General features: G+C 53.1%; 8 protein-coding genes. 5 read left to right on the top strand and 3 right to left on the bottom strand.

Annotated features, from left to right (window positions below):
- Position 1: 1 nt before the first annotated feature.
- The 3 genes from EI77_RS08470 to EI77_RS08460 form a co-directional block, all read right to left on the bottom strand.
- Positions 2–2,278, bottom strand: coding sequence for an AAA family ATPase (locus EI77_RS08470; RefSeq protein WP_133794645.1), 2,277 nt, complete (start codon positions 2,276–2,278; stop codon positions 2–4).
- A 1,144-nt stretch (positions 2,279–3,422) separates the two neighbouring features.
- Positions 3,423–4,889, bottom strand: coding sequence for a DUF1549 domain-containing protein (locus EI77_RS08465; protein ID WP_133794643.1), 1,467 nt, complete (start codon positions 4,887–4,889; stop codon positions 3,423–3,425).
- A 72-nt stretch (positions 4,890–4,961) separates the two neighbouring features.
- Positions 4,962–5,372, bottom strand: a complete 411-nt coding sequence (locus EI77_RS08460) for an EF-hand domain-containing protein (protein ID WP_133794641.1) — start codon at positions 5,370–5,372, stop codon at positions 4,962–4,964.
- 102 nt (positions 5,373–5,474) lie between these two features.
- Between EI77_RS08460 and EI77_RS08455 the strand changes: the two genes are divergently transcribed.
- The 5 genes from EI77_RS08455 to EI77_RS08435 are packed head-to-tail and all read left to right on the top strand — an operon-like array spanning position 5,475 to position 12,726.
- Positions 5,475–6,056, top strand: coding sequence for an RNA polymerase sigma factor (locus EI77_RS08455; RefSeq protein ID WP_133794639.1), 582 nt, complete (start codon positions 5,475–5,477; stop codon positions 6,054–6,056).
- Positions 6,057–6,099: 43 nt separating this feature from the next.
- On the top strand, positions 6,100–6,660 hold the full coding sequence (locus EI77_RS08450) for a hypothetical protein (protein WP_133794637.1): 561 nt from the start codon (positions 6,100–6,102) through the stop codon (positions 6,658–6,660).
- Between the two features lie 2 nt (positions 6,661–6,662).
- Positions 6,663–8,219 (top strand): ATP-binding protein, encoded by a 1,557-nt coding sequence (locus EI77_RS08445; RefSeq protein WP_133794635.1) that lies wholly within the window; start codon positions 6,663–6,665, stop codon positions 8,217–8,219.
- A complete protein-coding gene (locus EI77_RS08440) occupies positions 8,216–11,980 on the top strand; it encodes an ATP-binding protein (protein ID WP_133794633.1) in 3,765 nt (1,254 codons plus the stop codon). The genes EI77_RS08445 and EI77_RS08440 overlap by 4 nt, the downstream gene beginning before the upstream one ends.
- The gene (locus tag EI77_RS08435; RefSeq protein ID WP_133794631.1) at positions 11,977–12,726 is read left to right on the top strand and encodes a response regulator; all 750 of its coding nucleotides are present in this window, start codon (positions 11,977–11,979) and stop codon (positions 12,724–12,726) included. The genes EI77_RS08440 and EI77_RS08435 overlap by 4 nt, the downstream gene beginning before the upstream one ends.
- Positions 12,727–12,728 lie beyond the last annotated feature (2 nt).

Here is a 12,728-nt window from a genome sequence, read left to right as displayed (position 1 = left end):
TTCACGAGGGCTTGATTGGCTCAAGCTGTGCTTGCAACCACGTGAGGGCTTTCGCGATATACGATGGGCATGCAACGGGCTCATTCAATGAGACCATTTCGAAGATGCTCGTAGAAAAGTCCCCTTTGTCGAATGACTTGTGCATGAGGGTGTGGAGCGAATTAAGAAGAGTTGGAACATCTGTTTCTCCCGCGACCATCTTCGCTACGGAGCCCAGTGCTCCAGTGGGCGGCTTAATTGGTTGTCCCTTTTCGTCGCGTTGCTCTTCCATGAGACTTCCAAACCATGGCAGGTTTGTGAGAACGAGTGAATCTTCAAAAGTGCTGGGCCAGCACCCCGCGGCTGATTCAATTGGCAACTGCCAAGCAAATCTAACAGAACAATCCGGAGCCTCTTGCCATACCATCTCCGCCTCGGTAGGCTCTTTATAGTTGTCGAGTAACTGTCGTTTTGGATGCCAGTCTCGCAGGGTTGGATTGCCGCAGTGGAGTCCAGGTTGTCCCGTGTTTGCAACTGCAACGAGCTTCTTGGTAGGGGTGCCATTATTCTTTGGCTTGCCGTCCCTTTCTTCGCAAGGATCGACATCAGTAATGATGACCGTCGGAATTCGCAACTTTTCGACAAGGGGCTTCAGTCGGTGGGCATGACTTCCACCAATGTCGAGGAAGGAGATGTACCGGCTGTCCAGCGATTTAAAGTCCCGCTCAATGAAAAGCGGTACCAACATTCTCTCGGCGACTCCTTCTACAAAAATAGCCGCATTTGCAAACAGCAAATCCGTGTGCTGAACGCGGAAATAGCGCTCAGCAAAAATTCGAGTCGCATTGTCGTTCCCAAAGACTTGTCCCAAATTGACCACCTCGGTCGATGGCATGAGATTGTTCTCGCCCCTTGCAACTCGGCGAACATATCGCAATCTGTCAAAGCTCTCCGCATGAGCGAGGTGGCTCGAATGAGTGCTTATCAAGAGCTGACTCTTGAGATCTGATTGATCCTTTTCAGTCGGGCTGATCAGTTTGTGCGCCTTGTCTGCAAAGATGCGTTGCACCTGAACATGGAGGTGCGCCTCCGGCTCCTCGATCATCACTAGGTGAACGGGTGCAGGGGAATCCTTTTCAGGTCTCAGTCGGGCTGTTTTGAACGAAACCAACTGGTAGCTGAGGGATTGAAGATTCTGGTAGCCGAGGCCGATGGAATACTCCGGCAGGAGTTCGTCAAGGGAGTCCGGGCGCATGCTGTATTGGACTGCTGTTCCATGATCGAGCAGGTCAGCCGTTTGGATGCGCGTGCGAAAACGAATTTCTTGGGGGTCGTTCAAGCCGGGATAGCCGAGCATCTTCACTTCCTCTACGGAGTCAGCGAGAGCGTCCCGAATTTTTTTGTCCAAGTCTAGCTGAGCGTCAGCGACGGCCTTGATAAGGTCAGCGCGATGTCCGTGCCCTGTGCTGGTAACATTGAAGTGTTGACGTGCAAATTTCAGCAGTTGTGTTGAGAACATTCCAACCCGATGAGCCCCGACAGCGGATCGTGAATCAGCCTCTTCTCTGCCAAGTCCCCGTTGGGCCGCGACGAAATCAACGCATATCAGTTTCTTGACTTGCTTGCGATCCACCGAATCGGCCCCGGGGGGCAGAACCTGCCTTGTATAGCTTTCAGAGGCGTTCAGTGGATTGTTATCCGCATTCAGCTTGTAGGCACGGACTTGCCCCAGTTCGAGTGGTTCGCGTAGCCAGAAGTCCAAAATGTCGATGGGCCAAGCAAGGGAGTCGTTTCCCATGTCTTTGACTGGTGCGCGTGCGGTCGCATAGGTCCAAGCAAGCTGCTTCAGGGCGTCAATGTCCGACGCTGGTTCCAGCCTCAAACGAAGTCCCACAAGTCCGCCGTCCCAACTGAGTTTTGAAAGAAAAGGAGAAACATAGTGATACATGCCAGCTTCTGCGTGGAACCAGAGATCCAGGGAAGGCATGCACAAGAGAAGCGTTTCGAGTTGTGTTTGCCAAACATCGTCAGGTCCTCCAACTGTTAAAGGATCTTCCGTCAGATTCTCCCAGGTTTTACCAAGCGCCCGCAGTTTAGGCCACACAGACAGGCTAATGTCGAAAGCCCCAAAGGTAGTGCTATCAGCGAGAAAATGGCGTATTGCTGATAAGATGGATGTCTTACCGCTATTGTTGGCTCCGACCAGAATCGTGGTCTTCTTATCTATATCGAGTTGTACATGGCCGAGTCTGCGAAACTGGCTAAATTCCAAGAAGCGGAGATAAATATCTAAGGACATTGTAGAATATTCTTCATAATCCAGCTTACACTGTGGAACGCTAGCACAAAATTTACCGAATTAGATGTCCGCAGGGAGTAGCTTAGGATACGCCCGAAGACGGGTCCATTATGTCGGCTACCACTAGCCATCTTGAGCCTCATATGTTGCGGTATTTCTCTAATTTCAGCCCCGGATGGCATTCACCCACCTCGAATGGTGGCTTGGCTTTGAAAAAGACCTGATTAAACTATTGCAGGAAAGGTGGACCCCATCCTTCGCTCTGCGAGCTTCGGAGGGCATTCTTCGCCTCCTAAAGTCGGACTTCAAATCAAATAGATGTAGGGCATAAATGATGCACCGGAGTTGCAAAGATGGCGTGCCATTCGAAGCCGGGCGGGACAAGATCAGCCCCATCCTTCGCTCTGCGAGCTTCGGAGGGCATTCTTCGCCTCCTAAAGTCAGCGAAGAATGGCGGAGAGGGTGGGATTGCCGTGCTTCGCGTGGCTTTCCGAATTTGGCTTCGCCTGGAAAAGATGCCCTCTCCTTGCTCCCTTTGTTCGCCGCGGTGGACTATTCTAAGATCGAAATGGTCTCTCTGAATTCCCTGATAACGCGAATTTACAGCGACATTCCGAGCAAAACGTAACTAATCTCGGGTTTTGGAGCTCTCGCCTTCTCTCCAAGGCCCTGATTGTCAGCAGTTTTGGACTCCAATTCCCGTGTTCCCTGTTATCATAAGTTGCAAGGGAAATCTGTCTGAGTTCTGCGAATGCATGAATGCCTCGATCGTGCTGACCCGCCTGCCGAGCATGACCATGCCATCAGGTCAAAGACGTCACGCCAAGAGCCTGGGCAGAGAACCAGAAGCTGAAACAACGAGCCGCGTAGCTCTTGGCACACTTCCGTCAACCTGGCTTCAGCAGGCGCTTGTCTTGACGGATAGATGCGCCAGTTGAAACGAACTTGAAGCCGTGTATGAAAGAGTCATACAGCAAAGACCCAGCCAGTCATGCTGGCCAGTCTGTGAGGACTGCTCCGAAGCGTTGACAGGGGCAGACGCAGGCGAGATATTGAGCCCCGATATACGCTCTCCCGGATTGCCGACGCTGTTAAGCGAAGCGGAAGGCTACAATGCCCTGGTCGCCGAGGCGAGACCGCCGGGTCACCGGCGTGGTCGCAGACCCTCAGCATGTGTCGAAGCTTCAGGTATCGGAACTGGGAGATCGCCACGGAGCAGCAGCGCGGTGCCGCGCGGCCTCTCACGCTCCAGCATGCAGGTGACGAACTGCTTCGGCGTGCCGTCCTCCTCATACGCGGCGAGGTGGGCGCGATTCGTCTCCAGACGAAGCCGCGTGCGCACAAACTGGGCAGAGGCGAACTCGCGATTCTTCGTCAGCTCGGCGATGTGGGCCGCACTCTTCGCGATGGCGGTCTCCAAACGGCTGCGTTCACGCGGCGAGAGGGGCTTCAGCGCATCGGGCTGCTCCGCTACGGCGGGCAGTGCCACGAGCGTGCTGGGGTTGTTGTTCTGGATGACTTTGATCGTACCAAACTTCGTGTCCGTGCTGCGGAAGATGCCCACCAGCGCGTAGTAGTCGCGCTGCGAGACGGGATCGTATTTGTGATCGTGGCAGCGGGCGCAGGCCATCGTCATGCCGAGGAAGGCCTGGCTCACGGTGTCGATCTGCTCATCCACGACATCCATCTCAAACTGGAGCGGATTCTTTTCGATGTGCGACTTCGGCCCGATGGCGAGGAATCCGGTCGCGATGAGCAACTCCGCCCGCTGCTTGTCATCGCGTGCCGCAAACAAATCGCCCGCGATCTGCTCGCGGATGAACTGATCAAACGGCATGTCAGCATTGAAGGCCTTGATGACATAATCGCGATGCCGCCACGCCTGCGGATAGGCGAAATCCGTCTCCTTGCCACTGCTCTCCGCATACCGCGCCACATCCAACCAGTGACGGCCCCAGCGCTCGCCAAACTGCGGCGACTTCATGAGTTCATCGATCACCGCCTCGATTCGCGACTCGCTCGGTGCCGCGAGAAAAGCCTGCACCTGCTCCGCTGTCGGCGGCAGGCCTGTCAGATCAAGATGCACGCGACGAAGCAAGGCCGCAGGCTCCGCATCCGCCACGGGTGCGAGGCCCTTGTTCTCCAACTCCGCCAAAACAAAGCGATCTACCTCCATGAGCGGCCAGTTCGCGTTCTTCACCACTGGCGCAGGCGAGTCCTGCACCGGCTTGAACGCCCAATGATCCATACGCGCCTTCATCTTCTGCTGAGCGGCCACTGACTGGCCCTCCGGCATCGGCACGCCGCGCTTCACCCACTCCACGAAGTTCGCGATGACTGCATCGCTCAACTTTCCGCCATGCTTCTCCGGCGGCATTTTCAAATCAGGATCATCATGCCGCAGAGAGGCGATGAGCAGACTCTCCTCCGGCTTTCCCTTCAGCAAGGCCGCCCACGCATCCAGTGCCAGCCCGGCCTTCAGCTTGTCTGCCTCCACACTGTGCCACTCGTAGCAGCTCGTGATGAGCACCGGGCGGATGTTCTTCTCAAAGAAGGCGAGATCGGCATCGGTAAAGCGGACACTCTTTGTATGTTGAAGCTGTCCTGACATCCAGGTTGCGGCTAAGCTGGTCGCTGTCCGGATGCTGTGGCAGGTCGGATGGGACCGACCTGCCACAGTGCGTCAGCGTGAGCTTGCGGGCACTCTTGGCCCTTTGAGGCCGTCGGACAGCATAGCCGCTCTGACGCCAGGACAGACACTAACTCGAACAGTTGATTGAGCAATCATGGCGGCCCAGGTCCCCATGATTAGCTCGTATTTGCAAGGAAGAGTTCTCGTTAACCATCCATCCCCACCGCCATGAATGATGCTCCTAACCAGACGCTTGTCCACATCCATCCGCCCGAACAACTTCGGCATCTCCTCCCGCGAAATCTCGTCGCTCCCATCCCGGTCCAGCTTCTTGAACCACGCAGGAGGTGAAGCAGGCACTCCAGCCTGCTTGGGTGTTGTCGCCGGCACCGTCTGCGCTGACACCGGCATCATCGAGGTACCGAGGACAGAGAGGAGGAAAAGGGAATGGTTCGCAGTCATGGTCACAAAGGTTGTTCCCCGGACCGGCGAAAGGTGGACAAAAGAATGGAAAAACAGAATCCTGTAACGCTCTCCCGTATCATCTTGTGAACCAAACGCATTATGCCCAACCACACTTCATCATACGCCAGTCAGGCCGAATTGATCAGGGCGGTCATAGCCCAGGAAAAAACTGCTGAGGAGGAGTTCTTTGAGCTTGTCTGGGGCATTGTGAACGCACACGCACACTCTTGGGGGGTGCGTCCATGCGATGCCGAAGACCTCGCCTCCGAAGTCGTGGTAAAGGCACTGAACCGCTTGCATCGTTTCAAGGTGAAGCGTGCCAAGCTCAGCACTTGGATTTTTGTGATTGGTCGTAACCACGCCTATGACATGCTCGACAAGGACAAAAATGATCCGCTTCGCCAAGAGAGCCTTGAATTACAGGCATGGATGGAGATTGGAGGCGAGGACGCGGTTCTTCACTTTGATGAAGTGGCCGTAGAATCCCGACCGGAAGTTTTTGATCGGTTGGATCAGGCTCTCAAACAACTTGATCCATCAGAACGCGAGTTGTTGCAGCTGTCCATTAATGCAAGCCAAACCGCCGCACAGATTGCCCCGCAGATGGGAATGTCCGTTGGGCAGGTTCGCGTTCGCAAACACCGCCTTCTCGGTCGCATGCGTGATCTCCTGTCTGCTTGAACTTTGCACTTCTTTCAGCCCAAACCCTCCATCTTGACCTACTATGAACAATAATACTCAATCCCATGCCATGGATGCCTTGCTCATCGAGCGGCTTGTCCTTTCCACCACCGCTCATATGAGCCAACCCAAACCTACGGAACGATACCTTGAACGGGCAAGGACGGCCGCCCGGTGCGCAGCCGAATTACGTAAACTGGACGCCGCTGTGCATGTTGCTGGTTTTCAGGCACTTTCACTCCCTGACTATCTTTCCTCGGTTGCTCTGCATGCGCAGGTGCGACTTTCCAACGTTATGACACCCGGAGCTAAAGGCACATCTCCCGCTTCAGTTTGGATTAGCCTAGCAAAATCTGTTGGAATGGCAGCCGAACGGATCCGACTTCACCTTCGTCTATGGGTGGCGGAGAATCTTACCGTCCACCAAGCCGTCCAAGTCTTGGCAAGAACTGGTCACAACGGAGGCTTTCGCCATTCTAACCCGCTTGGGGGCATGTCGGAATCCCAAGTTTCAGCTCAACTTGACGTAATTGAGGCCACATACACCCCTGAAGCCCGGACTCAACTGGAAGCCTGCCTCGCAGAGTTAGAACCTGCTTTTTGATCATGACCTCACTCCCTCATCTTCAAGAAGGGATAGCAACCTCCCAGGGCAGGTTTTCATTGCTCCGCGAAGGCCGCGATTCCGCTTTTGAAGGGCATGCGCACACTCTGATGCACATGTTTGCAGGTGCGCTCGGCGTGACGGCCCGCCCTGGACAGATCGTCAACAGAACACTAGTCTTCACGATTAATCGTCCGAATGTGGCATTGCGGGGCCTTGGTGCCGATCAAGTTTACATCCTGATTCTCGCATCATGCGATGCTTCGTGGGCTAAGGCAGACTCTTTGTTCTGGAAAAAAGTCGAGAGCGCGGGGGACATGCCGATTATTCTCGCCTGTGGTGATGAAGAGTATGAACTCGCAAAACATCGAACAGCCGGGCGACTCGCCCTTGTGCTACAGCCTGCAAATATTGCAGAACTGTTATCCTCACCTCGTCCCATTGAGACTCTGAAGCAATTGATCCGTTCCCAATTCAAGCCTGGACAGCTTCACCCGTTTGACCATCAGCGACCGGCTGTGGATGCCTCGTTTCGTGGACGCCATGCAATCTTGCAAACACTCCGAGATAATCCGAACACAAACTTTGCCTTAATCGGTCCTTCCATGATGGGAAAAACGTCATTGGTTAAGCGTCACTTGTCCGCCTCATCAGGTGGAAATCGGGATGGCCGAGGCGTTTATGTGGATCTATTCGCCCGACCGGTCCAAGACCTCGCGCTTGCCAGAGCGATTCGAATGGCCATTGACCCTAGTTTGTCAGCCTATCACGATCCGGCCGACTCATTGCCCGATTTCTTGGCAAAGGTAAAGTCAAGACTGGGCGGGCCTTTCGAAATCGTCCTCGACGAGACGGATAAACATTTGGACCTGCCTACGATGGGCGTGCTCATTCATCTCGCCGTCAATGGACTTTATCGCATGATTCTCGTTGGTCGCTGGGGCTTGATGAAACATGCTGTGCACTCGAAAGACGACAATTTTATCAGGTTGGAAGCTGCCCCAATGCCGCCGTTGAGCATTGATGAGGCCATGGAGATTATAGAGCGCCCGCTAGTAGATATGGGCTTCGATTTTTCGTCTTGTCGTCATGACTTTCGCAATGCGATCCACAGGCTTGGACGCGTCCCTGGACTCGTCCAGGAATTGGGAGCATTTTTCGTCGAGGAAGCCGGCAGAGCCAGTCCCTCAGAGGCGTTGCGCAAGGCTCTCAACAGAATCATCTCAGCAACACGAATCATTGGGTTATTGAACGATTTGTCTTGTGTCGAGGCGCGTGCGGCAGCTCTGCTGTTTGCCCACTCGGCAGAAAAGGGAGGCGAGGCAGAGCCTCTTTGGCTTAAAACTCAGTTCAAAAAGCACGGTATTGGAGTGGGAGTCGCTCGTTGCATCGAGATTTGCGACGAACTTGTTATTCATCACCTCCTTGGCTATGAGAGTGGTGTTTACCGGATGGCGCGATGGGACATCGTTGCGGAGAGCCACCAGCAACGCTCCCGATTTGAAGCTCTGTTAGAAGAAGAGTTGGAAGGAGCAAGAACCAGTTCGCCTCTCTCATGAAGCCCCACTTTGAATATTGCCTGATTGGTGACCAATCTACGCGGAAGCTCGACGAGTTGCTTGATCGCGATTTGAGCGCTGTAATCATCGGGCCGCCTGGTGCAGGCAAACGTTACCTGCTTGAACTCATTAATCGGCTCCGCGAAAAACAAGGCAGGGAGCCGTTCCCAATAGTGGCCTTTGCGGGACCTAAGTTAATATGTCGAGAACACGTCGTGGCTCAGGCTCTTTCAATAAAAGGTGATGTGAAGTCTTGTGATACGATAGAAGAGTGGTCGGATGCGGTGAGACAAAACTACTCGCCCAACCACCCGCTAAGGTTGTTCCTGACAAATTTGGATGGAATCTCCAAGACGCTGGCTCATCGCGTGCTTAGCAGCGTTCAGAGCCTTGTTAAAGACAGGGTGCTGATCACGGTCGTCACCGGAGAGGGAAATCTGATCGATCTCGTTGACGGCAGCCCCACGTCAGCGTGGAGTTGCGCTAATCAACTTGTGGTTCATTCGCATGACCGCCGCCATTTTCACCGGTTTTTGACCAAGCGCATGAGGCAAGCACGCCTTCAATTCCCCAAAGCGCTGAACGAGGCGCGCAAGGTCTTCCATGAGATTTTTCAGAGAACTGGCGGAGATGTGTCTCTGGCTCGTGCAGTGTTCTGGAGTATCGGAGACAAACTGAACTTTCATTTCGAACAACCAGGATTGGTTCCGACACGCATTGGATTGGGGCATCTACCTGTAAAACTGACTGATACACATATTGTTCCAGTCGCAGGCGTCGTGCCCTTTCGCTACGGTTGTCACTGCATTCTCGCTGCAGCGAAAGAAGCAAGTCCGGTCGAATCTAACAGGCTATCTTTGCACTCCGAGAGAGAAAGCCTCGCAGTGCTGGGGGATCTGGAAAAATTGCTATGGACGCACGAGCCAGTTTATGTCGGCGAGGAACCCCACCTGTTAGAACTTGCAGGCTTCGCCCGGCGTGAAGAGGGCATGCTTAGATGGTTCAGCCCCTATACGGAATCTTTCGCCACCGACTATTTTACGAGACGCAGCATCGGTGACCTTTATGCGTTTGGACATGACTGGGGCAACGCCTACCGCCTCTACGAGGAACTTCCGTTTGAGGAAAAGGTGCGCCCTCTCTCCGACAGCGATCACGTTTCTCTCATGCGACTTGTGGATGGTGTCGCGATACGCTTTCACCGCACAATAAGTGAGGCTACAAATGGTCATGGTGAGGCAATTGCTAACTTGCGTTATCAATTGCGCCAGGCTTTGAATCATCTCACAGGTATTCCTAATGAAAAGATCAGCTGCTGGTCACTCGATTGGCAGGAAGCATGGGTCAAAACCAGCCAACTTGGCGATATTGAGCAGCTACCCCAGCCTGTGCGTTCAATATGGGCTTTGCTTGCAACCAAACCTGAAACGAAAGAGGAAGAGTTTCACTCCAGCAAAGATGGATACCACTGGGTTCTTTGTCGTGATCACGATGGAAAACCGGCTTCCGCTATATTGATTGATGGCAGGGACGACCCGCTGCATGAACACCCGCTGCGCACTAGTGCTATCCAGCGTATTCTCCGGGGATACAGGCGGGCTAGGGAGAGGCGGCTTTTCTTGGACAGGGCGCTTCGAGAGAAGGCTGAGCAGGAGATTCTCAAGGTTTTCTGGAGACTCACTAAGGACGCAGCCTGGGAGACGGATTCTGTGCTCTCTGCCATAGCGCCACCAATTCTTCGTTCACTGCGTTCGGTCAGCAGAATCATCTACTTAGCGATTAGGCACCCTCAGGCTGAGGGCGAAACCCTTTCACCTCTTTTCGATTCGTTGGCACCAGGGCTCAAGCGAAGCGACTTCGTTCACATACCGATCCCATCTCATTTCGCTCAATTGTTGGGTATCAGTGGCCAAAAAGGCATTCTGCTTCCAGCCGATCGCGTGAACAGCGTTCTACGCCAAACCCGACTGAGTGCCTTCAAGAGAGAGGTCGCGTGCATTATGTTGCCGGATGTCAAAGGCATTCTCCTTTTGGAGAGCGCAGAAAATGAGGTATTCAGTCAGGCAGATGCTAGGTTTGTCTGCAACTTGAGTGAACGCATCAAACCTAGTTGGGATCAGGGGCTTCGTCTCAAGCTGCTACAAGAGAGCATTGAAGCCAATTATTCGCCATCGCTCCTTCTAGATCGCAACCAGCGCATCCTATTCGCCAATCAGAGAGCTTGTGACTTGCTTGAACTACGGCTCTCCGTTCCAGGATGGCAAACGGAGCCCATTTATCTTGATTCTCTTGAACTCACGCCAAAAGTTCGCGAAGCTCTCACTCCTTCAAAAGTAAGAGAAAGCCGAGAGGAAGAGTGCATCACTAGCAGGATGAGTGGTGTCTGGCTGAGGGAGTGTCATCCACTGTCAGACAAAGAAGGTGCCCCTAGGGGGTGGGTTTTAACTTTTCGAGATCGCGCCTTTCTCTACAACTCCTTTGAGTTGATAAGAAAGCTGGAGGGCATGAACAATTTCTCGGCTGCTCTGGAACTCATTTTGGCTGAGATCAAGAAATGGCTTCGCGTTGAACATGCAAAGCTGCGATTTTATCTTCGCGACGCTGAACGCCCCAATCGGCTTGTCGGAAAACTCTCTCTTGGACTCAGTTCAGAACACAAGCAACGTTTCATGGCGGGGGAGGTCTATTTCGACGACGATGGAGCCGACAATGAGACCGCTTGGCTTTGCATCAGGAAACGCGAGCCGATCGCACTGAGATTGACTGACGATGGCCAGGCTGATCGTGAGGGCAGCACATTAAGAGGATTAAAGTATTATTGCATAAAATGGAAATCTCAGTTTGAAGTTCTCGAACGCAAAAAGGGCGACATCTCCATTGATCTGCCGCTGCTTTCAGAAAAAAGCGTCTTAGGCAAGTTGACGATCAATTTCTCCGCTGATGCGGTCGAAGAATTGCCCGCAGAGTTGCCCAAGCAACTTGGTGCATTGTCCGTGGTTTTGGGGGGATTGCTCGATAGAGTTAGCCGGGAGGAGATACGACAGAAGATGATCGTCGTGGATGCCCATGAACAGGCGCTTCGGACGACCGCCCATAATTTATTGAGCCAGATCAGTCCATTTGCCGCCTTTATAGCCCGTTACCGTCTCCGCGAGGCAAAGTTGCCGGAACTGAAACCCATAAATGATGATCTTGAAGCATTTCACGATCAAGCGCGCAATTCTGTGCGAAGACTTAAAGATCGAATCGGTGAAGTCAGACTTCATCTTGAGCAATCTGACCTTTCAAAGATTGTCGAGGGAGCACTCCGCATCGTCGTTACGAACGACGGGCAGTGGTGCTGGGAGAGCATCCCCCGGCAAGTAAATGGACTTTGGGACAGGAATCACTTGGCGAATGTCTTTATCGAGCTCGCATACAACTCACGTGATTTTGTAAGGAAGGATGCAGAATTGAGTATCGTCTTGTCATTACAGTCGGTCTTTTTGAATGATCAAGAGTCTGTCGTTTTGCGCTATGCAGACAATGGCTGTGGTGTGGCAGGGGATATTAAAGAGCGAATTTTTGACGGAAGATCTTTTCGCAACGCGGCAAACACTAACGGGCGAGGGTTAGGACTTGCCTATGTTCGGAGAGTCATTGAGGCGCACGGTGGAAGTGTTCGCGAAATAGGGGAGCTTGGCAAAGGTGCCGTTTTTGAATTTGTTATGCCTGTACGCACCTCCATGGAAAAGATGGGATTAAATGCAATGAACACATGAACACACAAGAGTCACTAACAAACATCTCAATTGTATTGCCTGCCTTTCGTCTTCTGATGGTCGAGGATGAAGTTATCTGGCGCGATCAACTAATGAAGTTCTTGATCGACTTTGCTGGGAGCTACTACGATATCCAATTCACACTTGCCCAGGATGCCGAGTCAGCAATGTCGCTACTCAGGTCAGCCGTCGAACAAGCCTCACCATACGATGCTGTTTTACTGGACTATCTTCTCCCGTCCATCACTGGAGCAGATCCTGTGAAAAGCACTGAATTGGGTAAGTATTGTGTATATCAGGCGCTAGCCGGCAAGCCTCCAGCACGTTGGATAGGGCAAATCACTTCATATTCCGACGATCCTGACATGGTAGCGCTCTGGCCGAGTTCGGATCATCCGATTCCTTTTCGTGGGGGACTTTACACGAAAAAAGCATCCGACCTCCCTCTGCTAGCCAAAGACTTGTTCTTTCCTGAGATTAAGGAGCCACTGGCAAGCGAGTGGCTACCCGAAGAGTTGGGTGCCGTTGAGATGCCTATTGGACGTAGAACAAGCAATACTCCGGAGGGATTCAATATCTACAAGTTCATTCATCGGATGCACACTGTCTGGCCCGCTTTGGACGAACCGACACGCGGCAGGGCCTTGGAACTGTTCGACATTGAGCCAAATGACACTCTCTCAACCAAGATTACGCGCATCGGATTCCGGGCATTCAGTTGCTGGGATCGTTCCACCAAAAACTAGCT

This window comes from Prosthecobacter fusiformis (assembly GCF_004364345.1).
Taxonomy (GTDB): domain Bacteria; phylum Verrucomicrobiota; class Verrucomicrobiia; order Verrucomicrobiales; family Verrucomicrobiaceae; genus Prosthecobacter; species Prosthecobacter fusiformis.
Note: the sequence above shows the minus strand (reverse complement) of the source record. Positions and strands in the feature narration are given on the sequence as shown.

Coding starts and splice junctions, on each gene's coding strand:
- EI77_RS08470 (WP_133794645.1), bottom strand. CDS start 2,278: ATGTCCTTAGATATTTATCTCCGCTTCTTGGAATTTAGCCAGTTTCGC.
- EI77_RS08465 (WP_133794643.1), bottom strand. CDS start 4,889: ATGTCAGGACAGCTTCAACATACAAAGAGTGTCCGCTTTACCGATGCC.
- EI77_RS08460 (WP_133794641.1), bottom strand. CDS start 5,372: ATGACTGCGAACCATTCCCTTTTCCTCCTCTCTGTCCTCGGTACCTCG.
- EI77_RS08455 (WP_133794639.1), top strand. CDS start 5,475: ATGCCCAACCACACTTCATCATACGCCAGTCAGGCCGAATTGATCAGG.
- EI77_RS08450 (WP_133794637.1), top strand. CDS start 6,100: ATGAACAATAATACTCAATCCCATGCCATGGATGCCTTGCTCATCGAG.
- EI77_RS08445 (WP_133794635.1), top strand. CDS start 6,663: ATGACCTCACTCCCTCATCTTCAAGAAGGGATAGCAACCTCCCAGGGC.
- EI77_RS08440 (WP_133794633.1), top strand. CDS start 8,216: ATGAAGCCCCACTTTGAATATTGCCTGATTGGTGACCAATCTACGCGG.
- EI77_RS08435 (WP_133794631.1), top strand. CDS start 11,977: ATGAACACACAAGAGTCACTAACAAACATCTCAATTGTATTGCCTGCC.